Origin of the sequence: Acinetobacter sp. LCT-H3 (genome assembly GCF_001866125.1) — a bacterium.
GTDB classification, from domain to species: Bacteria; Pseudomonadota; Gammaproteobacteria; order Pseudomonadales; family Moraxellaceae; genus Acinetobacter; species Acinetobacter schindleri.
The window spans coordinates 17,981-42,149 of record NZ_MODX01000009.1; the positions used below are offsets into that span (position 1 = coordinate 17,981).

Genomic DNA, 24,169 nt, shown 5'->3' on the forward strand with positions numbered 1-24,169 from the left:
AGTCATGCAGCTTAGTTTCCCCATCATCGACCCACATATCCATCAGTGGGATCCCTATCACACCCCTCATGCAGCTGCACTGGCAGTCAAACTGTTTGGTAAGCATCCTCGCCTGCTGGACCGTATGGTGCGCCTCCTGAATCCAAAACCAATTATTGAAACGATAGGCCTGACTGAACACATTACCGCACCTTATTTACCTGCCCATTACAAACAGGATATTGCTCATTATCAGGTCGAACAGGTAGTACATATTGAAGCTGGCTGGCATGAACACAAAGGCACAGGTGTCGTGAATGAAACCCGATTTGTAGCCGGTCTGCCTTTTCAGGCACACGATCTGGCATTGGGTGCAATTGTGGCTACCGCGGATCCACGCAGGAAAGACTTTAAAAAGTTACTGCAACTCCATCAAGAAGCTTCGCCCAAGTTTCGTGGGATCCGTAAAATGGCTTCCGTGCATCCAGATAAAGGCGTGCATGCCTGGGCTGATGAACCCCATTTGTACCTTAATAAAAAATTCCTGAAAGGGTTTGAACATCTGGCCAAAGCCAGGCTGAGTTTTGATGCCTGGGTCTATTCCACCCAGATTTCTGATGTGATTCATCTTGCTAAGACTTTCCCTGAAACACCGATTGTTCTGGATCATCTCGGCACGCCTGTTGGACTATTTGGCACAGTGGGTAAAGGTACTGGAAAAACTGCACAGGAAAGGCAACGGATTCTAGAAAACTGGCAAACAGATCTGGCCAAACTGGCAGAGTGTCCGAATGTCATGACCAAAGTCTCTGCGCTATTTATGCCAGTGCTGGGTCATCATTTTCATCAGCAGCGACAATTAGCTTCCAAAGCGCAGCTGATTGAACTTGCGACGCCTCTGATTCAGCATGCCCTAAAATGCTTTGGAACGGATCGTGCCATGTTTGCCTCCAATTTTCCGATGGATCGGGTCAGTGCAAATCTGGTCGATATCATTGATGCTTTTAGTGATATCGTGCATGGCTATGATGGAAATGCTTTAAAATCTGTTTTTTATGATAATGCTAAAGGTTTTTACCGGCTTTAAAGGTTGAGAAAATGGCCAGAAATTATGGAATATCTATTACCTCTCACTTATGGAAGATATTTACTACTATTAAAGAATAAACATTTCCCTTCCTTATAAAAACCTCCTGCATTGAGGAGGTTTTTTAGTCAGTTATCTATCAGAATTAAGCAGATTTAACGTTTCGTAAGCGTGGTCTGATTTACTGGCTGCCCATATTGATCCGACATCACTTCTACCAGCTGATCGGCAGTCAGATACTTTTGAATCACGGCATCGATATCTGCTTTGGTTAAGGCTGCCACCGCGCGGTCACGTTTCTGACGATAGTTCAAGTCACGGTTCCGTTCCAACTGAGGCACCAGCATGCTATGAATACGGCGATCATCTTCCAGTGCTGTGACACGTTTTTTCAAAATACTGGCTTTTGCAGCTTCGACTTCTTGTGCCGTGACACCTTTGCTACGTAGCTCAGCAATCACCTTACGTATTGAATCCGATACTTGGCCAGAGCGTCCTGCAGTATAGTTTGCGCCAAAGGCCAAGGCACCGGCATTGTCCCATTCAGCGAAATCTACATTGGCACTAAAGCCATAGACCAAGGCATTCTTTTCACGTAATTCCTGTGCCAGACGAGAAGACAGTTGTGAATCACCCAAAATGTGTCTTAATACCAGTAATGCAGGTACATCTGGATGATCTGAACCCACCGGAATTGAAATGGCGGCGACATAGCTGCCAAACTCGCGCTGTTCCGATAATGCATGTACCCTTTCAGCAGTACGCGCGACATATTCAGACTTGAGGCGAGTATAAGGCTCATTGCTCTTCCAGCCCTCAAATTCCTGCTTGATCAGCGTCTGCATCGCTTGAGGTTTAAATTCACCCGTGACCGCAACGCGGGCATGATGGGTTTTAAAGAAACGTTGATACAGTTGCTGGACCTGTTCACGCGTCGCTGCGTTGATCTGCTGTTTAGCCAAGTCAGGCTCAAAGTGATAACGTAAATCTCCCGGCTCATAACGCTCAAGCAGACGCGCAAAAGTCAGACTGGTCACTGTATCCGGTTCTGTATAAGGACGGTCTAAGTTGGACAAAGACTGAGACTTGATCAGGTCAAACTGGCTCTGTTCAAAAGTCGGATTTTTCAATACATCCAGAATGTATTTAAAATATTCCTCAAAATATTCTTTTTTGGCTGAAATCGAAATATTCAGGCCATTGCCTGATGCACTGACATTGGCCGAGCCACCTACTTCAATAGTTTTGTCTGAAATCTGTTGCAGGCTGTGAGTCTCAGAAGCTCGCATGATCAAGTAAGCCATCAGATCCAGCAATTCCCCTTTATGCTTGAGTGTTTCAGCTGTACCAAAATCAAGGGCAATCGTCGAGTAGACTTTGTCATCGCGGGTCTGGGTGGGGAACAAAGCATACTGAATGCCATTTTGCAGTTTGCCACGCTGGATCTGCTTTTCTTTGCTGGTCAGTAGCTTTTTAGACTCCTTCACATACTGTTTCACTTCCGCCTGGTAAACCGAAACATCTTTTAATGGTTCTTCAGTGACAGGTTTTAGATCCAGGGTTGGTTTGGCTTCTGCAAGCTGCTCTTGCTGTTTGGCTTTTTTCTGATCTTCAGGCGTAGGTACAATATTGCCCTGAATGCGGTATTCCGCCTTAAAGAAATCTTTATAGATCGAGTTAGCATCTGCCACAGTCAGGTTTTGAATTGCATCCAGATCCTTAAAATATTTGCTCCAGTCTCCATTGGAAGATGCAATATAATCACTCAGGCGTGAACCTAGTGCTGCTGCATTATTTTTAATGTTCTCAGCAGCATTGCGGCTCATATTTTTAACCCGGTTCAGCTCAGTTTCATTAAAACCTTTACCCTGCTCGACACCATTCTGCAACGCCTGTTCGACCTTTTTCGCATCATGATTCGGTGCATAGACTGCACCCATGAAGACCATATTAAAGTCCTTATCTAACCAGGTGGCAGACTGTACAGCTGTCGCTGTTCCCTGCTCGACAACCCCCTGATACAGATGCCCGCTCGGCTGCAAGGTGTACAGCGTTGGTGTTACCGATAATGCGTTCTGCTTAGCTACTTCTGAACGGTTCAGATAGATATTGAATTTGGCAAAATCACTGCCTTTGGCCACAGTAAACTCACGCTGTTTAATCTTTTCAGGACTTAACTCTGGTACTTTCGGCTGTTCTGGTACAGAACGTGCCTTGATTGGACTAAAATGCTGGTCAATATATTTTAATACCTGTTTCTTGTCGAACTTGCCTGAAATTACTATATAGGCATTATTTGGTGCATACCAGGTCCGGTAGAATTGATTCAGTTCCTGCATATTGATCGATTGCAGCTCGTTTAAATCGCCAATTGGCAGACGACCAAGATGCTGGTTGCCATAAGCTGATTTAAAGATTTGATCCATCAATACTGAAAATGGCTGATCCAGACGGATTTCACGTTCACGTTTAACAATATCAATTTCAGTTGGCACATATTTTTCTTGCAGTACCAGCTTATCCATCCGTTCTGCTTCAAGCTGGATCACCGCAGCCAGTGCAGTACTTTCAGGGCGAACCAGATTGGTATATTTGGTGGAATAATAATCCGTACTGGCATTCGATGAGAGTGTGTACTGATCCAGACGACGCTGAAATTCATCGCCTTTAATATTTTCAGTCCCTTTAAAGGCTAAATGTTCTAATAGATGTGCCAGACCACCTTTCCCCTGCGGATCGTTCAATGAACCGGTGAAATAGACCGTATTCATAAAAGTCTTATTTTCTTTGTCATTTGGTGCAAGGACAATTCTTAAACCATTATCCAGTTTATATTCTTCAATATTTTGTTCTGTTTTTACCAATACTGGTTGAGCAAAACTGAGCGTCGCTGCGCCCATTAAAAACATGGAAAGTGTTAATTTTTTAAAACGTAGTGACATTCTGGATCCAGCAAATTTAAACATGAACTTTTTATTCAGTGAACATCATAGAGAATGACTCTCTTGTTGTGAGTTGTATTTTTATAAAAGCTGCTGTTCACAACAGCTTTTAGATATTCTATCTGATTAAAGCAGAATTTCAGCTTTCATATACAGCTTGCCATAACCTGAAATTTCAATCCGATCATTATCCTGCATCTCGCAATACAGCACACCACCCCGGCTTGAGCCCTGATAAGCAACCAGCTGCTGTTTTCCGAGTTTTTCTGCCCAGATCGGCACGATTCCGGTATGAATTGAACCTGTCACCGGATCTTCATTAATACCATTACTTGGTGCAAAATAACGCGATACACAGTCATACTGTTCTGCACCCGCCGTTAAGGCGACATCCAGCAATGCGCCAGTCGCAGTAATCGCGGTACGGCGATCATTGACCTGTTTCAGTAATTCAAAATCCGGAGTCTCATCCAGCACATCCTGTACCGACTCATATTCGATAATATAGGCCTGTTCATTTAAATAGACATTTTTAAAAGATTTGGTCAAAGCTCCACGCAACATAGCAGGATATTCATCGACCAAAACTGCCCGACGGATCGGGAAGTTCATACGGATTTTTCCATCTTCATCTTGACTAACTATAAAAATACCGAGATTTTTTACATGAAATCGAATGGTTTTATGCGAGGTATAATCCAGAAATAATACAAAGCTGCTGGCCAAGGTCGCATGCCCACAGAAATCAACTTCTTTCGTTGGCGTAAACCAGCGAATTTCATAGTTTTCTGCATCAATGGTCTTTACAAAGGCAGTTTCAGATAAATTATTTTCCAGCGCAATGTTTTGCATCAGGCTCTCATCCAGCCACTCATCCTGCACAATCACCGCAGCGGGATTGCCCTTGAACAGCTCCGTAGTGAACGCATCCACTTGATACATTTTCATTGCTTAAACTCCTTTTGTTTAGCGTTTTAGTTTAAAAGCTTTTTTCGCCAAAAAAATTTATATATGTTAATAAGCCAATAAGTGCATAATTTTTAGCACGTACATTTGTTTATTTTAAGGTCTGCAATGTCTAATCCCCATCTGAAAGCTGTACCCCTGGAAAAATCCTATCGTTTGCTCAATCATGGTCCAACGGTGTTGGTCTCTGCCAGGGATCAGGAAAATACGGATGTTATGGCCGCAGCCTGGGCTTGTGCACTAGAATTCCAGCCAGCTAAAGTCACTGTAGTTTTAGATAAAAGTACCAAAACCCGCAAAATTATTGAAAATTCTGGTTACTTTGCTTTGCAAGTTCCTACGCTTAAACAACTGAACATGGTGCAAGCTGTTGGCACGATCAGCATGCATGATCAACCCAATAAGTTAGAACAATGTGGTGTGGAACTGTTCCAGTTTGATCAGTCAGACATTCCGGTTGTAAGGGGTTGTGCAGCCTGGCTGCTGTGTGAACTGATTCCTGAACCCCATAATCAGCAAACTCATGACCTGTTTATTGGCAAGGTCATTGCGGCTTATGCTGACGAGCGCGTGTTCCGTGATGGACACTGGTATTATCAGGACGTGGAGCGTGAATGGCGCAGCATTCACCATATTGCAGGCGGTCATTTTTATAGCATTGGTGATCCGGTTTCAGCGGATGATATAGACTGATCACCCAACCTATACACTCTTAAAATCAGATACATGAATCATCAACAAACATCGACCCAGCATCTGCATATGCCGGGTAATTATGCTAATTTACTAAATAACTTCAAACGGTTTAACTGAAATGATGCCTTTCAAAATTCACTGTATAGACGTCAAAAATAACTTACAGAATTATATCTGGCTGCTGGAATATACACACTCCAAACAGGTCGTGGCTGTTGATCCCACAGAAGCTGGTCTGGTACAGGAATATTGCCAGCAGTATGGGCTGGAACTAGCGCAGATCTGGTTAACCCACTGGCATAAAGACCATATTGGCGGTGTACCCGAACTGATTCAGGATAAAAACATTCCGGTATATGGTCCTCGTGAGGAATTGAGTAAAATTCCATTCATCAGCCATCCTCTGGAGCATGAAGATGAATTCGCTTTTCATGGTATCGATGTCAGCATCATCAGTGTACCGGGACACACTTTAGGCCACATTGTCTACTTTATTGATGCGCTAGATGCGCTGTTCTGCGGTGATACCCTGTTTGCAATGGGCTGTGGACGGGTGTTTGAAGGTACTTTTGAACAGATGTACCACTCTCTATCCCGTCTGGCTGCATTACCCCCGCGCACCAAGGTGTACTGTACACATGAATATACACTTTCCAATGCCCAGTTTGCACTGCATGCAGAACCAGATAATCTGGAAATTCAGGAGCGCCATGAACAGGTCGAACGTCTGAGAATGCTAGGCCAATGCACCTTACCCAGCACGATTGAAATTGAACTTAAAACCAATCCTTTCTTGCGTGCAGACAGCGTTGAAGAGTTTGCCCGTTTAAGAACCTTGAAAGACAATTTCTAATTAGGGTTTTAGAGAATCTGATTGCTTTGCGCGTAAGCATCCAGCTCTGCTTGGGTCGCAACGCGTAAAGCATGCATTTCATCCACCCGAACCAGTAATAAACCGCCCAGTGCTGGCTGATAACGTCTTGCGCTCCCGAATGGCGTATATGCCACTTGAGACTGTACGGTAAATTCAATCCAGTCCTCATGTCCCAACATAACAGTAACCGGTGTCTGATCCTCTTGCTGCATACGTTCAATGCAATCCTTTACATACTGTTCAATATTTACTTGTGTCATATTCAGACTCACTATTTTTTGCAAGTATAAATTATTCTACACATTGATCGAGGATCACTTATTGCAAAAATGGTCAACCAGAAGATTGCTGCAGTCTCTACCTAAATTGAAATGAATAACAATTCAACCAGCTGTAGACTCTCTTTGGCTGCAACATACTCAAAACTTTATGATGCGTAAATTTCAGTCAATCAGCATACAATTTATAATATTTAGTTACAACATCTAAAAGCATTCATAAATCATAAATTTAGCTATTTATTAGTGAAACTTCATCCAATTATTTGTCTATAAAAAAAGCATTTTCAGGAAATTTAAAGAATTTTTAAAATTTTCCCCTTTAAAAATTTTTTATTCACCCTAATTTATTAAGGAACAGTGATGAAGGAGTTATCTCGTGAAAAAAGTGGTGAAAGCAAAAAATCTTCTGGCATTCCGTCTATGGCTTGAAAAATTGGGGTATTCCGTACGTACCTTGGCAGACAACCGTGGTTTTACATTTAGTTTTAAAAAAGAATATGGTCTGGTGACCTGTGATCTCTCTGGCAATACCCTTGCGATGCAATTAGGTGAAGAATTCGAAGACCATTTGAAGGCTTAATTTGCGTCACTTTTAACGCGAAAGATCAATTCAAACATCTTAATTTAACGCCAAGCTAGCCCATTTCGATGGGCTTTTTTTATAGCTATAAAATTTCAGGCGAAAAAAAACAAGGCATCAACCTTGTCTCTTTTGAATGGTGGGGACGGAGAGACTCGAACTCTCACACCTCGCGGCGCTGGAACCTAAATCCAGTGCGTCTACCAATTTCGCCACATCCCCATCGGGTACCAACTTATCGCTGGATTTCTCAAACTTTAATGGCAGAGGATCAAGGATTCGAACCTTGACGAACGGTTTTGGAGACCGTCATGCTACCATTACACCAATCCTCTACTCGACCATCTCTACTCATTCTCATAAGTAAATTTGGTGGGGACGGAGAGACTCGAACTCTCACACCTCGCGGCGCTGGAACCTAAATCCAGTGCGTCTACCAATTTCGCCACGTCCCCGATGGCTGTGTATATTATAGAGATCATTTTAGCCTGACAAGAACTTTTTCATAAAACGCTTATCATTTGATTAAATAAAAAACAAAGTATTGATTTTTGTATTTTTATCAGTCGATTACAATTAACAAAGCAGCTTTAATCTCTTCAAAATCAGCAACCCTAGCCGACTTATGCCGAGCAAGCATGCCTTTTAACACAGTTTGAAAAGACCTAAATTTTTCTGGAAGATTAATTTCCAATCGCTGACAGTGTAGATAAGCCCAGTCCTCATAATTTCCAGCACCAAGTCGTCTCTGACTCAACCATTCCAGCCAGATGATTCCTAATGCATAAATATCCGATTGAATCGTTTTTGCTTCGGCGTGAAATAATTCTGGCGCCATATAACGTGGTGTTGCATCTAATGTTGGAGGTGATTCATCCGAGATTTGATATGCGTGTTCAAAATCAATCAGACAGACCCGCCCGTTGCACTGGACAAAATGTTCTGCTTTTAAATCATGATGTAGATAGCCGCATTGATATAGTTGCATCACAGCACCTAAGGCTGCGAGCAAATGTTTCTGAATCTCAGACACGCTTAAATCAGCCGGATCAATCGCAAAATGAGAAGGACAATCCTGTAGCAAGATGCCCTGTTGAAAAATTTCACCAGCAATAGTGATCTCTGAATTAATCAGTAAATGCGGCGCCAGAAATTTAGCTTTTGAGTTAGTAGAAAGCGCCTGATAAAAACCGAATTCATTTTCAAAACTACGCTGACTATATACAGTTGAGTTTTTCGCTTGCACCTTAAGCCAGTAAATTTCTTCACCTAAGCTACCTTTATAGAGCCGACGGCCAAAAGCCAGACTTCGCGGCTTTGTGTTGAGTTCAAATTTTATCTGGTTTAGGTCATGACTAGATATCAACTGGAATATATTCTTCTTTCTGCTGTTCAGGTGCATGTTGATAGGTTAAAAGTTCCAGACAATGCTGTATGGTTTTCCCTACCCGCTCCTGGGTTTCAATCATGGAAATTTTCGGCCAGGTGGCACGTTCGCCTTCACGTTGCAGGATTTTAAACAGGTGTGGCCGCGGGTTTTGCAACATATAAGTATAATGACGCAGACCATATTTGCCGACAATATTCACATCACCATAATAACGCTGATCGACTACACCATAACCATGGTCCAGCAAACGGCGTACAGGCGGTACACTTCCCACCCGCTCACGGGTAAAGTCCATCATGCCTTTGGCAAACACCTTACCTTGGCGTCGTGCAATTCGTTGTGGCCAGCTCAGCATATCCTTACGGAATCGAGCTGCATCGTCCTGCATGAAAGGCACAATGTGCGGGTTCACCTGACTGGCGATGGTATAGTTAATATTGTACAGCCGTGCCATTTTCTCCTGTGGAAAATCACTGCGTACACTACCATCGACCCAACGTGTCGAGGACATATAAGGCGTGAATTTGCCATCATTCCGCTTACTGGTCAGGCGCACAGGTGGAAATAGAATCGGTACAGCACAGGATGCGAGTACTGCACTCCAGACCAATAGATCCGGTGCAGTATAAGCATTCATAATCCGTGCATCTTGAGTCGCATCATAAGGTGCAACGGCAACATTAATATGTAAGCCTGATTTTTTAAGGGCTTCATCAAAAGTGAGATTACCTAAATTTTCAATCAGGAATTTTTTTAGGTATTTCACATCTGCCAGACCGCCATTACCCTTCATCAACTCACGGAAATTCCGAAAATGAAAGGCCTCATTAAAGAAATTGTGTCCCTGAAGAATATCTGGATATTCAGATGGCTTGGATACCCCCAACATGGCTGTCATGATGGCACCAGCACTCGAACCCGATACCACTTTCGGCATCAAATCCTGTTCCATTAACGCCTTACACACACCAGTATGAAATAGTCCCAGCGTTGAACCGCCAGAAAACATCAGCGCTGGCTGACCATAAGCACGCTGGCAACGTTCGAAATATTCTATTTTTTCTTCGAGCGTCAGACATTCACATTCTTGCGAAGCGATATAAGCCAGTCCTTTACTTACTTCTTCAACATAATCTTCAATAATTTTTTTAGTGCCAACATACGTTTCTATAAATAATAAAGGATGCGCGATATTGGCAATGTCATAACTGAGCCCTTCTCGCAAGATATGCATCAGATCACGAGTACGCTTTTGCAGGCGGTATCGTCGAAGTTTGCCCAGACGATGCGAGATCACTTCTGCATCAAAATAATCGGAAGAGTTATCAAGCTTCCATTCCTGCGCACCTGATTCTTCATCCAGTTTTAACGCAATGCATTTCCACTCCTCATAAGTTTCCGCAGTCTGCAATTGTTGCTTTAATTTCTTGATACGATAAGCCTGATGAGGATTAATCTGATGAGTAAAATCTGTTAACAACATGCTATGCGTGATCCTTATGTTTATTTTTGCTGCTACAAGATCTGTCACATACTTAAATTAAGCAGATCATACGTGCGGGACAATAGCGAAAAATCTCCTTTCTTGGGCAAATTATAACATTTTTCTAGCTTTGACTGCTTTTTTTGCAGTGGTAGTATCATGAGCATAATTTAAATGCGTAATCTGAGATCATGGCTACAATTGATTTACCCGACCATATTTTAAATGCCCTTTCTACTGTCCTTCAGCAGCTTCAGCAAAGCCTGCCGGAAGTTAAAACCGTACCGGATTTCTCTGCTTATGCCTACAAATGGCAAGATGGCCAACTCAAACCAATTCATAAGCTGAGAGCGATTCAACTGGCTGATTTGAAAGGAATTGAAAAGCAAAAAGAGAAAGTGATTCAGAATACCTTACAGTTTCTAAATAACCTGCCTGCCAATGATGTACTGCTCACCGGTTCGCGTGGTACAGGTAAGTCCTCTATTGTTCGTGCCCTGCTCACTGAATATGCTGATCAAGGCTTACGTCTGATTGAAATTGAACGTGATGATTTATCAGATTTGTCCGAAATCCAGAAACTCATTGCCGACCGTCCGGAAAGGTTCATTGTTTATTGTGATGACCTGGCCTTTAATGCCGAAGATGAAAATTACCGTAGTTTAAAAAGTGTATTAGATGGTTCATTGCAATCCGGTTCTAGTAATTTTGTGATTTATGCAACCAGTAACCGTCGTCATTTACTGCCAGAGTTTATGCATGAAAATACGCCCGTTACTAAAGTAGATGTTCCACAATATACCGAATTACATCCTCAAGAAGCGATCGAAGAGAAAATTTCTTTATCAGACCGTTTTGGTATGTGGCTATCTTTCTATCCGATGGATCAAAATCTTTATCTGGAAATTGTAGAGCATTACCTTGAGAAGGCGGAAATGGAATTGACTACAGAAGCCCGTGCTGAAGCTTTGCGTTGGTGCCAGGGTCGAGGTCAACGTTCAGGTCGTTCCGCTTATCAGTTTTCAAAGCACTGGATTGGTTCGCAGCAGCTTAAAACTTTAAATTAATTGACTTAATTAAAAAAATATCAGCTCGGTTTTGTTTCACTATGTAAATATTTTCAACAAAACTGAGCTTTAAAATAAGCATAAAAAATCCTTAAATCATTCAAATATAAAATAATTTTATGATTTTTTTATCTTTTAAACACACTTTATAAACTTACACAATAAAACAAATAAATACAAAATAAATACATTGAGTTTTACCATTATTTCTCCACTAACTTTTTCAAATTATTAATAAATTCATTTTACTTCTAAAGTAGATATGAGCACTTAGGTAATTGTTTATTAAAAATATTTAGAGTATTTACTCTAAATAAAAAAATTATTTCATAAAGTTAATCTTATTAATAATCAAAAGATTAACTCTTTTCATCCTAATTATCCAAAATTGTAAACCTACAATAATCATGCATAATTTCCATGAATTTGAGATGTAGTGGTTACTTTAGAATTTAAAAAACCACTATGTCTTAAAAGTGAGATATCAAGAAAAATACCATCTATTTACATAAATTTTAAAATAGATATTGAGGGAATAATCATGACACTTCGATTCAAAGTGAGTGGCGTAGCACTGTTAAGTACTCTATTAATTGCATGCGGCGGCGGTGGAAGCAGTAGCAATAAGACACCAACAGCCAACTTGCCAGAAAATTTACCAGAAGCAATTTCACCAGAAATACCTGATGACTTTGTTCCTTTCACTGAATATGACTTACTTGATAAAATCAAAGATAAACTTACTGGCCAGGAAGGTACCAGCGAACTTGCACATAACTATAATGAAGCCTTAGCCCATATGGTGGGAGAAATTTTTGCTGATTATCCCCTTGGTCGTACAGGACGTGCTGTGCAGATTTATAATCTTGGAGTAAGCAGTATCAAGATTGGTAATTTAACGTGTGCTGAAGTTACAACAAATGGTAATATCAAGACACTAACCTTAAAGCCGAACAAAGCAACTTGCATTGTTCTGGACAAGACATTTGTAGCAGGTTCCAAAATCACACAAATTAGCGATGGTGATACAACCACCGTTTCTTTTGACAATGTACGCTATGGACATAACTTGGATTTTAGTTTGAAAGATCAATATTTGATCTCTGGCTCGATTCAATATACGTCTTCTAAATCAGACACAGGTCAAGAGCGTAATTACAATATTTCCAATCTGAGCTTCCAGCGTGTAAAAACAGATAGCAATAAATTGCCAGAAGGTGATATTTATAATGCTGAAAGCCGCGAGTATTTACAATTAAAAGATTATTCCTTTAGTTTAGTCGATGACTTTGGCAGCGATAGTCATGGTATACGAACCTTAAATTCAAAGGGTACTGTGATCGGTCAACCTTTAGACGCCACTTTCAGATATACCTTTAGTTTCTATACAGGTTCTACTCCATTTATCATGAAGGAAACAGTGGCAAATAATTATCATCATTTGCCTGAGCAAGGTAGTGTCAGCATAACGCATCAAAAAGGCTTATTTAACTCGCAGCTAATCACCAAGATTAGCCAAGACTCCCCGCAGTCATTGAAAGCTGGAGTGTATCTCGCTAATGAAAAAGTAGATGATATTCTTTGGTCCAATATTATTGGTAAATAATCCAACTCTTGTTTAAGCCGATGATTCCATAATTTGAATTGTCGGCTTATTTTATCAAGTAAATTTGCAGCTTATTTTGATGAGTTAATTGGTAGGCACATAATGATGCATAAATCCCACTCAAAAAGCCTGAAATACTTCTAGATCTGCTTGTCACCAAATTGTATTGACCTTTCCATAGACTGAATAAGGTTTCTATTTTATTACGCTGTTTTAAGTGATATTCAGCTGATTCACAAAGCTGTATAGACTGCATATTTTTTCGGTGATAGGCAATTAAATCAATACCCTGGTCTTTTAATCTATTCTTCAATTCTTGGCTGATGTAGCCACGATCTCCATACAACTTTGCTTCCATCTCTTTAACCAGCTTTTCAACCATTTTAATGTCAGCAACACACCTACTGAATGAAGCAGAACAAGCGATTTCACCAAATTGATTCATCGCAATATGTAATTTGCAGCTATAAAACTATCCCATTGAGCTTTTACCACGAGAAGCAATTCTAGCTAATGATTTATAACGTTGAATCCGTTGATTTTTATAGACATCTAAATTGGTTGAATCAATCTGAAAATATTGGCTATATTGATCTTTCGTTAAAGCTACATGTAAAGCATGCAGGGCCAATTGATATTGATCAGATGGCTCACCCTTTGGTAACAAGGTAAACTTTTAAATAAATGTCTTTATCCTGTTTCAGCCATGAGAAAAATGCTTTGAAATGAAAGTATTTCTACTATATAGCCATAAAGATGATTTCTGAAATACTCAAGTGAGCTGTTCTGACTCTTGGTAACTGCTGGCTTTACTTAAGGAATTGCCAATAAATTGATTCGAATTTAAGAAAGAAATCATCAATTAGACAGAATAATTCGGTACTATTAAACATTAGGACTAGAGCATAGGTTTGGTGTGGTAACTTAACTGATGGCTCTACTCCTTCTTTTCAGGTTAATTTCTTATCCACGATTCGGGTTATTTCTCCTGAAATATTTGGCTCAATTTCAATATATGAGGGTGAGCCACCCTAGGATATATCAGGGCTTAAATTAATTTTTCTAAATGTTGTTTTGCCCAATCATTCAACCCTAATGTTGAAAAAATCACATAACAAACATGATGGTGGACATTTTCAGTGCTTTGCTCCTGCCCTTGGATTATCCATTGCCGAATATAAGAAAAAATACCCTCTATCACAATTTTAAAAACATCTTGTGGCAATACAGATCGACTAATTTGGCTTGGCAGAATAGAAAACCAATACACCAATAAACTCACATAATGTGCTTTAACGACATTTAACTCTGCCACTACGCTCAAAGTACTATAAGGAGCCAAAGCAAAAAAAGCGCTGGCATAAATTTTATTGACTGTAAGTTGTTGTATGAATGCCAATGTCGAGACTTCAAATGCCCGCCGAAAGTCTGTTTGATGATCACTATATGTTTGGATAAGTAATCTTAAGTGTAAAGAGCTGAGCTTTTTAAAACAGTAAAAATAACAGGCTTCTTTATCGGTAAATAATTTATAAAATGTTGTCCGCGATACACTTGCCTGCTGAATAATATCTTTGACACTGGTCGCAGCATATCCTTTTTGATGTATACACAGGGCCACAGCTTCAATCAAGCGTTCTTTTTGTGACTGTAAAACCAGTTCGGGTGGGAGATGATTAGTTCCTCTTGGCAACTTGCGACGAAGTTGGACTGAATTCTCTTCAAATTCTCCGCCTCTCTTTAACCAGTTCTGCTCATACAGATTCAATTCCATCGTATAGATATTCCTTCAAACCAATCATATTGATTTTATTATTCAAATAGATTGAAACATCATAATCTAAATATGCAAACAAACATTCATCGTACTGCTCATTTTCTCAAAAACATAAAAGTAAAAAATACTTGTCTCTATAAGTACGTTTGTGTTTATATGAAAATATAGGATTAAACAATTAATATATCGTTTAAAAAAACCTAAAAACAACAAGATATCCAATTATTGATCAGCAACACAAAAAATGCTTAAAGCAACATCATGAGGATGTAATGAGATGAGTAAGGAACACTTTATTGATACGGCCAAAGCCGTATCGCCAAACCCCGCCAATGCCGTAACTTATAACAAGTGGAAAATTTTATTGTTATTATTTCTGGCCAACATGCTGAATTTTTTTGATCGCACAATTCCTGCCATCATTATCGAACCACTGCGTTTTGAATTTAATCTAAGTGACTTACAACTGGGCTTTGTTGCAGCATCATTTACTTTAGTTTATGCAATTGCAGGACTACCCTTTGGTCGATTAGCCGATAAAGGCTCGCGTAAAAAAATTATCGGATGGGGCTTAATGGCATGGAGTGGTTTCACTGCTCTTAATGCTGCCGCATGGAATTTCGTTTCTTTTTTCTTGGTACGAATGGGGGTCGGAATTGGTGAGGCAAGTTATGCACCTGCAGCCAACTCCCTCATCGGTGATTTGTTCCCTGCCGAAAAACGCGCACGTGCCATGGGCATTTTTATGCTGGGATTACCTTTAGGTTTAATCTTAGCCTTTTTTACAGTCGGTGCAATTGCAGAGGCATTTGACAGTTGGCGTGCACCCTTTATCGTTGCCGCAATACCTGGTTTTTTATTGGCTATTTTCTTCTTCATAATCAAAGAACCGCCACGCGGTGCGAGTGAAGGTGAACACTATGTTGCAAAAACCGTTCATCAACCTATTCGTACACTTTTGAAAATTAAAACCCTACGCTGGATTATTTTATCTGGTCTCAGTGTCAATTTTGCAGTGTATGCAGGCAACTCATTTTTTGTCCCCTTATTTCAGCGTTACTTTGGTTTAAGCCTGACTCAGTCAGCCGTTACCACGGGATGTATTGTCGGAATTACTGGACTCATTGGTTTAACTGTAGGAGGTGTAATTGCCGATAAAATTCATCAGCGTTTCGCACGTGGTCGCTTGGTATTTGGTGCTATCTGTTTATTAATTTCAGCCATTAGTATTGCAATTGCTCTATATCTTGGCAACGACTCCCTTACTGCTGTTGTCATTTTACTCAGCGTAGGTTGGTTGGCTTCATATAACTATTACACGACCATTTACCCTGCAATTCAGGATGTCGTCGAACCTAATTTACGCGCAACAGCCATGGCGCTCTACTTTGCTTGCATGTATATTTTAGGCGGTGCTTTTGGTCCAATCGTCGTGGGCGCATTGTCTGACCACTTTTCTCAAGCTGCAATGTTGGCGTCAGATACAATGATTATGACTGAACATTTTAAAGCTATAGGTTTACATAGCGCATTATTTGTTATCCCTGTTGCGTTCTTCTTTACAGCAATTTTCATATATTTGAGTTCACGTACCTTTATCAAAGATGCTCAACGTAGCAATAGCTGAAGTTTATTTAAGAGAGATTATTGAATACTTAAACAATGCTTAAAAAAAATGCCAATCTTAATGATTGGCATTTTTTTAACTTAAACTTGAGCTGGATCCGTCAACTCGGTCATCGGCCAACGTGGTGTCGTAGTGACAGCCAATCCATCCTGCTGCCCTGCTTTCAGACGTTGATAACCGGCAAAGGCAATCATGGCACCGTTGTCGGTACATAAAGCCGGTTCTGCATAGTACACAGTTGCTTTTATTTTCGCCAAGTCAGCCTCTAGGCGTTCACGTAAACGCTTGTTGGCGCTGACACCACCCGCAATCACCAGACGTTTTAAACCGGTTTGTTTAAGAGCTTTAACTGATTTTTTTCCCAAGGTATCGACAATCGCTTCCTGAAAACTGGCAGCGATATCGGCATCGCGGTTTTCATTACCGAGTTTTTTCATCTGTACAGAAACAGCTGTTTTTAGACCACTGAATGAAAATTCCAAGCCTTGATGCAGCATTGGACGTGGGAATGCAAATGCATTTGGATCGCCCTGCTCCGCCAGTTTGGAAATATTCGGACCACCTGGATATGGCAAGCCCATCATTTTCGCGACTTTATCAAAAGCTTCACCAGCCGCATCATCAATCGACTCGCCAAGGAGCTCATATTGACCAATGCCATAAGCGGCCATCAACTGCGAGTGGCCGCCTGACACTAAAAGAGCCACGAACGGAAATTCCGGTGGCGTTGCCGAAAGTAATGGTGCCAGCATATGACCTTCCATATGATGTACACCAATCGCTGGTTTATTCAATGCAAAGGCTAAGGTACGACCAAACAATGCACCGGTCATTAACGCACCCATCAGGCCCGGTCCACGGGTATATGCCACTGCATCAATTTCAGATTTTTTCACGCCACTTTGTTCAAGCAGCTGATTCATGAGCGGAATTAACTTACGCACATGGTCACGCGAAGCCAGTTCGGGAACTACACCACCATACTCGGCATGCAGTTTAATCTGGCTGTACAGAACCTGGCCGCGCAAACCCAGTTCGCTGTCATAAAGCGCGAGTCCTGTTTCATCACACGATGTTTCTAAGCCTAAAACGATCATTAAACTGCCTATAACCTGTATCAAATCAATTGCGACAACTATTATAGACTTGTGATATGAGATGTAAATGAGTAAAATACTGACCTTCACTTGTGATCAAGGGCAATTCGGCCCTGATCTTATCCATAACTTAATGAGGATTCTTCATGCCACAAGTTAAATTGAAAGAAGGCGAACCAGTAGACGTAGCTATCCGTCGTTTCAAACGTTCATGCGAAAAAGCGGGCGTTCTTGCTGACGTACGTAAGCGCGAATTCTACGAAAAACCAACTCAAGAACGTAAGCGCAAAAAAGCTGCTGCTGTTAAACGCTACCAGAAGAAACTGGCTCGCGAATCAGTACGTACTACTCGCCTTTACTAAGATTAATTTGTGATTGACTGCCTGGACTAAATAAATGACTACTTTAAAAAACCAAATAACTGAAGTTTTGAAAGCAACAATGCGTGCTAAAGAAATGGCTAAGTTAACGGTAATTCGTAGTCTTCAGGCGGCAATTAAGCAAATCGAAGTCGATGAGCGCAAAGAACTTGACGACGCTCAGGTTCTTGCGGTCATTGAAAAGCAAATTAAACAACGTAAAGAATCGATCAAAGCCTTTGAAGGTGCTGGTCGAGAAGATTTAGCTAGTAAGGAACAAGCCGAAGTTGAGGTTCTATCTCAATTTCTACCAGAAGCTATGACTGAGGAAGAACTTGATTCCATCATTGCGCAAGCGATTACAGCGCAAGAAGCTACTAGCATGAAAGATATGGGTAAGGTGATGAATTCTCTGCGTCCGCTCATAGCCGGGCGCGCCGATCCTGCACAAGTTTCAGCTAAAATCAAAGCTAAACTGGCATAATCCCCCGCTTTAAATCTCTATTTGCGTTGAACTGACTTAATTTCTAGCCAGTTCTTAGCAATCCAAATTTCTTTTTTAATTTTAATAAATCAAAAATTACAATTTACATTTTTGCTTTGCAGCAATTGCATCATTTTTGAAGATTTCACCTGATCCACAATATCTTGCCGTGTCAATTTTTGCAGCTGAAAGTCTAATGCATCACGATTCTTATCAGTTGCCTGATAAAGCTGATCTACATAACGCCCGACGATCCCACAAAATTCCACCTGTTGTGCTGCGGTTAAATTCTGTTGTTGTGGATTTAAACTGCGCAGAAAATCTCGTGACTGCTGATGATATTCATCGCTGATACGCTCTACTGCCCGCACATAATCCTTGGTGCTCGCTGCATAACTATGTGATATTCCCCAAACCAGAAACAGGCACAACAATGTTCTTTTCATTCATGCTTTCTCATGTGCTTTCATTTGCAACTCAGCATAGTACAAGGCAAACTTGAAATAAAGTACAGAGGTTGACGTAGATCACAGCTTTAGCAAGTAATTTTTATGAGAAGATTAAATCTTGTATTTTCGTTCCTGCTGCATCTGTTTTAAACGTTGTGAAATACTTGCAGACAATGACTGATTCTTCTTACTGACTCGCTGTGCATGTAGTAAGGATTTAATAGCTGCCTCCTCATTTCCCGTCCAATATTCCATTTCAGCACGATAACGTAATACATTAATCGTTTTAATCTCAGATGCAGGCTCGGCATTGGTTGCTGACAGCATTAAGCGCCAGGCACTTAAATCACGTGAATTGGCATTCAGGAAACGCTGCACGATCATCTTGGCTTGATCGGTTTGCTTCATACGGATCAACACTTCTGCATATTTATAATTGAGTGCCCGGTTTTCCGGCATGATGGATGCTGCAGAACGTACACTACGCAGAGCTGGCTCCAGCTGATTTTTCCCGAGATAAATATCGGTTTGAAACAGTACCAGCAAAGGATGAATCTGATTATACTTTTTTGCCTGGTCTAATGCCTGTTGTGCATTATCCTCATCACCTTGTTGCAGATAGTAAGCAGTGAGTGCCAATTGCCCTGCAAAACTGTTTTGTCCTGCTAAAATTTTTAATTGCTGCTCAGTCGTCTGACGGGACAGTACTTTGCTATACCAACGAATAATTTCAAAATTCTGGTCAATCAGCTTTGGTTTAACTTTCGGCATCTGATTGGCGCGTAAACGCGCCTCACTCATACGCTCAGTCGTTAAGGGATGAGTAAACCAGAAATCTGGCAGAAAGCTTAAACGACTGGTTGAACGATGCATCACCTCAAAGAAGTCAGCCATGCTCTGCGGGTTGTAGCCCGAAGCATACATATACTGCATACCGATCCGATCTGCTTCACGTTCCTGATTACGACTATAAGAAAGTTGCTGATCCATTAAAGCTGCTTGTGAGCCCATCATTACGGCTGCACCCGCATCGCCATCTGCTTGCGATGCCACTAAGGCTCCGACCAGGATTCCCGCGAGTGCTAATAATCCCTGTCCTTTAAATGCTTCTTGGGATCGACTGTAATGACGTTGTGTGACATGTGCAATTTCATGCGCCATCACACCGGCCACTTCATCCATATTACGCGCTGAATTGAGTAATCCCATATTTAAGGCAAATAAGCCACCAGGCACAGCAAAAGCATTAATCTGGGGATCATTAACCACAATTAGACCAATTGGTTGCTGTAATTGAGTCTGGCTGAGAATATGTGAAAACACTGAAAATAACTGGTCTTCCATCCAGGGATTTTGCACCACAGGTAATTGTTTCTGTACTTGACGATAAACCTTTTCACCGATCATGCGCTCTTTTTGCTGATCTATCAGCCCTACACCTGCTCCAATTTCTGGAACAGTAAACTGACTAGACTGGGTGTTAAAAGTATTGGAAGCGGTATGCCCTATTGCCATACATGCGCTTAATCCACAAGCCAAAACCAAACGTTTCAATGAATAATTCTCTAAGCCTGATTACGAAACCTGCTTGAATATACCATTGAAAAAAGGGCATAAACGCAAGGAAATGTTATTTAATATTATTTAAAATGCGGGTTAACGACATAGCGTGGTACACGTCCTTGCAAAGCATCCACCAGGTTGTGATATGCCAGTTCTGCCATACGCTGACGTGTTTGCGCTGTTGCCGAACCTACGTGCGGCAAGGTAATCACATTATCAAGTTTAAATAGCTCTGATTCTTGCAATGGCTCTTTTTGATAGACATCCAGCCCTGCGGCAAAAATCTGACGATTTTTTAAAGCCTGAATCAGTGCCTGCTCATCGACGACCGAGCCGCGCGAAATATTCACAAAGACTGCATGGCGCTGCATCAATGCCAGTTCTTCTGCACCAACAAGTGCTTTGGAATCTGCATTCAAGTCAACCGCTACTACTACAAAGTCAGAACGCTGTAATAAGGATTTTAAATCACAATATTCTGCATTTAAGCCTTGCGCCAGATCCAGCTTTTCACGACGGTTATGATAAAGCACATTCATATTAAAGCCATGAAAGCCACGTCGCGCGATTGCTGCGCCAATATGACCTAATCCAATAATTCCTAAAGTCTTGCCAAAAATATCTACCCCGAACTCTGCTTCGCTGGCGGTACGCTGCCACTGTCCTTGCTTGGTCCATTGATTTAAATAAGTTACTTTACGCGCTGCGGCCATGAGTAAAGTAAATGCAAGATCAGCTGTGGTTTCAGTGAGCACATGTGGTGTATGAGTGAGAGAAATTTTCTTTTCATTTAAATATTCAAGATCGTAATTATCGTAGCCAACACTGACACTGGAGATGATTTTTAGTTTAGTCGCAGTTTCCAGATTATTTCGATTGAGCAGTCGTCCTGCGCCAATCATGCCATCTGCATCTTGTGCATGCTGCAAAATCTGTTGATTGACATCACCCGGCTTGGGCTGGATATATACCACATTATATTGTTGTTCGAGTTTGGCTTGAATCTCTGGAGGAATTTGACTAAATACAACAACTTTTTGCTTCATGCTTATTTATTCCATGCTGACAAGCCTACTTTGCATAAACCGCCAGAGTCGCTTTTTAAGGATTGGCCGATCCAGCATCTCCTGCAGGGAGGCCAACTGGGTAATTTTACTGTTTGAAAGATGTGGAACAGTACCAAGAAAAATAATATTTTTATCGTGACTCATGCCATCCAGAAAACCCTGGATATAAGACTCCACGCCGCGTCCATCCTGCACATTATCCCAAGGAAATGGCCAGTTCAGCTCTGCAAACTCACCCAACATTGCACGTTGGATATTCGACCACAGTAATTGCTGATCTTCAGTTAAGCTCGTGGCATCAATGACAATGATACAGTGCGCAAGACCTAGTGCCTGCATACTAAAAGGCGCGACCTCAACAATTTCGCGAAGCTCATGTACCAGTTCTGGCTGCGGCTGTATTTCCATTGTTGGCGTTACAACGACTGGTGCAGGCACTTCTACAGGTGCAGATACGACAGAACGTTCAATTACTGAGGTTTCAGCTTTGAGCTCAGGAAGGATGATTTCACTCAGGACTTCAGGTTGTGACTGGTCACGCCAAAGCGCCGGCTGGTGCGATTGACACAGCTCCGCCCGAGGAATCCAGATATCAATTCCCAGTGTCGCCAGTATGTCACGCTGATGCCCTATCATCTTGTCTTCATCACCTATTTCAGGCTGAATATTTTAGCGGGAATCCACTTCCTTTGCCGAACTTTTTCGGATTTTTCACTGTACATTACAATTGATTTGTAGCGAAACTGATTTTAGTCGTTCTCTTCGGGTTATTTACATGCAGGTTCAAACATTATTTAAAGATCATGCGTGAGTTAATAAATACTTTCAAGTTGGATTAAATAATCATGATACTATTCTTTTTCTGCATCTGATCCACAATTTCATCTACTTCAAAACCCAAACGCCAATACAGTAATTCCATCACGTCAAATTCATCCTGAGTGATGATCCGATCATTCCAGAGACAGATTTCCGCAATGCCCAATATACTCAGTCGATCACGCAGTAACAGGCCAGAAATATCATTCAGAATTTCAGCCAGATCAATCGGCTCATCTGAAATTTCGGTATACATTTCCAGTTCTTTTTGAGTCAAAATACGTTTTAAAATGCGCTCGCGAACATCCAGCTGATTATCACTATTGATCTGCTGTACATGCAGCAATGCATCAATCAGGCGTACGATTTGTGGTTTAACTTCTTCCAGTGCCGTCGGGGTATGTAGAGGGAGTAGATTCAGCTCATATTTCACACATTCAAGCAACAAGGCATCTAGCAGACCAATTTCACCATCTTCCTGAATAATCCGTGCCAGTTTCATCACGAATTGTCGTGCTACCGTGGTCGGCATGCCACCAATATTTTTGCAGGCTTGCTGAAAAATCGAGATATGCACACGCCCGTCCAGATTTAACAATGAATCTACAATGGCCCGGCTGACTTCAGCATCGGTGGGAATAAACTCCCGATATTGCCGGATCATCAGAATTGCAACCATGACCTCTCGCGACCCAGTTGCAGTTTGCAATGCGCGTTCAATTAGCTCTGGTCGTGGCGTATTGGCACGATTCTCCGGATTCAGTGGTTTAACTGCATCTTTAATTGCAAAACTGATCGGCGACAGACGTAGTAAAGGCAGTGGCTGTGGTGAACTCCAGGAAGCTGTGCTTGTAACCGCCATTTCTTCGAGTGATCGAAATAGACTAAATAAAGGCTGATTTTGTAGTTTTTTTAGGTTTTCAAGCTGTAAATCCTGAATTAAGGAAGGATTCATTTCATAGATTCGCTGCTCAATACTGGGATGAATATTCAGCCAGTTCTGCTGACTGAGGGAGTTAGCAAAACACATATGTGAAATCGACTCCGCATATTCACTATGAATCTGTGAACCGGAATGATGCACATAAATCCGCAGCAAAGTCTGTACATTGGCATCATTTTGAATCAGACGACGGGTTTTTTGATCATTCTTAAAAGTCCTGCCACCGAGCGAAATATATTTAATGAAACGGGTAATCAGTACGCCTAAGCTACCAATCAGCCAGATCACCGCACCAATACCAACAAACAGAGTCTCAAACTTGTTTTCTGCCGGCATGCCATTCCGATAGAATCCCCGCTTGGCAATCTTACTGCCCCACTGACTAAAAGTAGTCAGGCTGCTATAGAGAATCTTGAGCCGGGTATTTTCTGCCGCTTCACCAGAAAGAATCTTGTTAAACTCATGGCTTAATAAACCATACAGTTCAATTTCATCCAGATTCTGCAATGCTCCCCAAGTCAGAATAATGGCAGTATTTCCCGGGTTAAAACCAGCAGTCAGTGCATTGACCCCGACCTCATCAGGCAAAACATACACCGCAGGAGGCTCAATCAGAAAAGTATCTGCCAATTGTTCAGCAATCTTCAGAGCGACGCTTTCTTCTGGTACGCTTTCAATCAGACTCAAGCGACGTGCACCCATCTGCCGTGCCAAGGAATAACCACCGGCACGAAAGACATAAAATTCATAGAGTACTGACACCACCATGATCGAACCGACCAGAGCAATCAGATAAGGACTTAGCACATGCCAATATATAGATTGAGCAGGATCAAAATAATAGACCAGTAAACCAACGACAGTATTAATAATTACTATCGTCAATAGCACAGCAATCAGACAGACACTGGCTGGCCATAGCATATTTTTATTCTTGATAAACGCATATCCTACGCTTTTCAATGCTTCACCCTGCTCACATTGTTCTAGCTTTGCCCAATCATAAATGAAAAAAGCGGGAAATTCCCGCTTT

At 41.4% G+C, this 24,169-nt stretch carries 21 protein-coding genes, 3 tRNA genes and 1 pseudogene; 9 read left to right on the plus strand and 16 right to left on the minus strand.

Annotation, left to right across the window (positions count from 1 at the left end; genetic code table 11):
- Window positions 1–4 precede the first annotated feature (4 nt).
- Entirely contained in the window at window positions 5–1,066 is a 1,062-nt protein-coding gene (locus tag BK820_RS06645; RefSeq protein ID WP_071320478.1) for an amidohydrolase family protein, read from the plus strand.
- A gap of 155 nt (window positions 1,067–1,221) precedes the next feature.
- Here the strand turns inward: BK820_RS06645 and BK820_RS06650 are convergent, their stop codons facing one another.
- Window positions 1,222–4,008: a M16 family metallopeptidase gene (locus BK820_RS06650; RefSeq protein ID WP_071320479.1), complete on the minus strand. Its 2,787-nt coding sequence runs from the start codon at window positions 4,006–4,008 to the stop codon at window positions 1,222–1,224.
- Window positions 4,009–4,134: 126 nt separating this feature from the next.
- Window positions 4,135–4,956 carry a PhzF family phenazine biosynthesis protein gene (locus BK820_RS06655; protein ID WP_004812373.1) on the minus strand — a complete coding sequence of 274 codons (822 nt, stop codon included), beginning with the start codon at window positions 4,954–4,956 and terminating at the stop codon, window positions 4,135–4,137.
- Between the two features lie 126 nt (window positions 4,957–5,082).
- Here BK820_RS06655 and BK820_RS06660 point away from each other — a divergent pair, with 126 nt between their 5' ends.
- On the plus strand, window positions 5,083–5,667 hold the full coding sequence (locus BK820_RS06660; protein WP_004812372.1) for a flavin reductase family protein: 585 nt from the start codon (window positions 5,083–5,085) through the stop codon (window positions 5,665–5,667).
- Window positions 5,668–5,788: 121 nt separating this feature from the next.
- The gene (gene gloB, locus BK820_RS06665; RefSeq protein ID WP_004812369.1) at window positions 5,789–6,523 is read left to right on the plus strand and encodes a hydroxyacylglutathione hydrolase; all 735 of its coding nucleotides are present in this window, start codon (window positions 5,789–5,791) and stop codon (window positions 6,521–6,523) included.
- Window positions 6,524–6,531: 8 nt separating this feature from the next.
- On the opposite strand, the gene BK820_RS06670 is transcribed toward gloB, so the two are convergent.
- Window positions 6,532–6,804 carry a hypothetical protein gene (locus tag BK820_RS06670; RefSeq protein WP_004812367.1) on the minus strand — a complete coding sequence of 91 codons (273 nt, stop codon included), beginning with the start codon at window positions 6,802–6,804 and terminating at the stop codon, window positions 6,532–6,534.
- Between the two features lie 397 nt (window positions 6,805–7,201).
- Between BK820_RS06670 and BK820_RS06675 the strand changes: the two genes are divergently transcribed.
- Window positions 7,202–7,405, plus strand: a complete 204-nt coding sequence (locus tag BK820_RS06675; protein ID WP_004812366.1) for a hypothetical protein — start codon at window positions 7,202–7,204, stop codon at window positions 7,403–7,405.
- 137 nt (window positions 7,406–7,542) lie between these two features.
- Here BK820_RS06675 and BK820_RS06680 read toward each other — a convergent pair.
- The 5 genes from BK820_RS06680 to BK820_RS06700 all read right to left on the minus strand — a co-directional run bounded on the left by BK820_RS06680 (window position 7,543) and on the right by BK820_RS06700 (window position 10,278).
- Window positions 7,543–7,627: transfer RNA gene (locus tag BK820_RS06680), tRNA-Leu, on the minus strand.
- A 39-nt stretch (window positions 7,628–7,666) separates the two neighbouring features.
- Window positions 7,667–7,740 (minus strand) — tRNA-Trp (locus tag BK820_RS06685).
- Window positions 7,741–7,775: 35 nt separating this feature from the next.
- Window positions 7,776–7,860: transfer RNA gene (locus tag BK820_RS06690), tRNA-Leu, on the minus strand.
- A 107-nt stretch (window positions 7,861–7,967) separates the two neighbouring features.
- Entirely contained in the window at window positions 7,968–8,771 is an 804-nt protein-coding gene (locus BK820_RS06695; RefSeq protein WP_034424506.1) for a protein kinase domain-containing protein, read from the minus strand.
- Entirely contained in the window at window positions 8,761–10,278 is a 1,518-nt protein-coding gene (locus BK820_RS06700; RefSeq protein WP_004812363.1) for a DUF3336 domain-containing protein, read from the minus strand. The genes BK820_RS06695 and BK820_RS06700 overlap by 11 nt, the downstream gene beginning before the upstream one ends.
- Window positions 10,279–10,469: 191 nt before the next feature.
- On the opposite strand from BK820_RS06700, the gene BK820_RS06705 reads away from it, so the two are divergent.
- Entirely contained in the window at window positions 10,470–11,345 is an 876-nt protein-coding gene (locus BK820_RS06705; protein ID WP_004812361.1) for an ATP-binding protein, read from the plus strand.
- A gap of 541 nt (window positions 11,346–11,886) precedes the next feature.
- Window positions 11,887–12,951: a hypothetical protein gene (locus tag BK820_RS06710; protein WP_004812359.1), complete on the plus strand. Its 1,065-nt coding sequence runs from the start codon at window positions 11,887–11,889 to the stop codon at window positions 12,949–12,951.
- 12 nt (window positions 12,952–12,963) lie between these two features.
- Here BK820_RS06710 and BK820_RS15075 read toward each other — a convergent pair.
- Together BK820_RS15075 and BK820_RS06725 are read right to left on the minus strand one after the other, a co-directional pair.
- Window positions 12,964–13,844, minus strand: a pseudogene (locus tag BK820_RS15075) (IS982 family transposase).
- A gap of 155 nt (window positions 13,845–13,999) precedes the next feature.
- Window positions 14,000–14,725: a TetR/AcrR family transcriptional regulator gene (locus tag BK820_RS06725; protein ID WP_004812355.1), complete on the minus strand. Its 726-nt coding sequence runs from the start codon at window positions 14,723–14,725 to the stop codon at window positions 14,000–14,002.
- A 280-nt stretch (window positions 14,726–15,005) separates the two neighbouring features.
- On the opposite strand from BK820_RS06725, the gene BK820_RS06730 reads away from it, so the two are divergent.
- Window positions 15,006–16,355, plus strand: coding sequence for a spinster family MFS transporter (locus tag BK820_RS06730; RefSeq protein WP_004812353.1), 1,350 nt, complete (start codon window positions 15,006–15,008; stop codon window positions 16,353–16,355).
- Window positions 16,356–16,435: 80 nt separating this feature from the next.
- Here the strand turns inward: BK820_RS06730 and tsaD are convergent, their stop codons facing one another.
- Window positions 16,436–17,452, minus strand: a complete 1,017-nt coding sequence (gene tsaD / locus BK820_RS06735; protein ID WP_004812352.1) for a tRNA (adenosine(37)-N6)-threonylcarbamoyltransferase complex transferase subunit TsaD — start codon at window positions 17,450–17,452, stop codon at window positions 16,436–16,438.
- Window positions 17,453–17,598: 146 nt separating this feature from the next.
- On the opposite strand from tsaD, the gene rpsU reads away from it, so the two are divergent.
- Together rpsU and BK820_RS06745 are read left to right on the plus strand one after the other, a co-directional pair.
- Window positions 17,599–17,814, plus strand: coding sequence for a 30S ribosomal protein S21 (gene rpsU / locus BK820_RS06740; protein ID WP_001136722.1), 216 nt, complete (start codon window positions 17,599–17,601; stop codon window positions 17,812–17,814).
- 34 nt (window positions 17,815–17,848) lie between these two features.
- Window positions 17,849–18,295 (plus strand): GatB/YqeY domain-containing protein, encoded by a 447-nt coding sequence (locus BK820_RS06745; protein WP_004812350.1) that lies wholly within the window; start codon window positions 17,849–17,851, stop codon window positions 18,293–18,295.
- 89 nt (window positions 18,296–18,384) lie between these two features.
- On the opposite strand, the gene BK820_RS06750 is transcribed toward BK820_RS06745, so the two are convergent.
- The 5 genes from BK820_RS06750 to BK820_RS06770 all read right to left on the minus strand — a co-directional run bounded on the left by BK820_RS06750 (window position 18,385) and on the right by BK820_RS06770 (window position 24,099).
- Window positions 18,385–18,741, minus strand: a complete 357-nt coding sequence (locus BK820_RS06750) for a hypothetical protein (RefSeq protein ID WP_004812348.1) — start codon at window positions 18,739–18,741, stop codon at window positions 18,385–18,387.
- A gap of 114 nt (window positions 18,742–18,855) precedes the next feature.
- On the minus strand, window positions 18,856–20,298 hold the full coding sequence (locus BK820_RS06755) for a M48 family metalloprotease (protein ID WP_004812346.1): 1,443 nt from the start codon (window positions 20,296–20,298) through the stop codon (window positions 18,856–18,858).
- 86 nt (window positions 20,299–20,384) lie between these two features.
- Window positions 20,385–21,353: a 2-hydroxyacid dehydrogenase gene (locus BK820_RS06760; RefSeq protein ID WP_071320480.1), complete on the minus strand. Its 969-nt coding sequence runs from the start codon at window positions 21,351–21,353 to the stop codon at window positions 20,385–20,387.
- A gap of 6 nt (window positions 21,354–21,359) precedes the next feature.
- Complete coding sequence (locus BK820_RS06765) at window positions 21,360–22,010, minus strand: hypothetical protein (RefSeq protein ID WP_004812343.1); 651 nt, start codon at window positions 22,008–22,010, stop codon at window positions 21,360–21,362.
- Between the two features lie 199 nt (window positions 22,011–22,209).
- Window positions 22,210–24,099, minus strand: a complete 1,890-nt coding sequence (locus tag BK820_RS06770; protein WP_171260597.1) for a M48 family metalloprotease — start codon at window positions 24,097–24,099, stop codon at window positions 22,210–22,212.
- Between the last annotated feature and the right edge of the window lie 70 nt (window positions 24,100–24,169).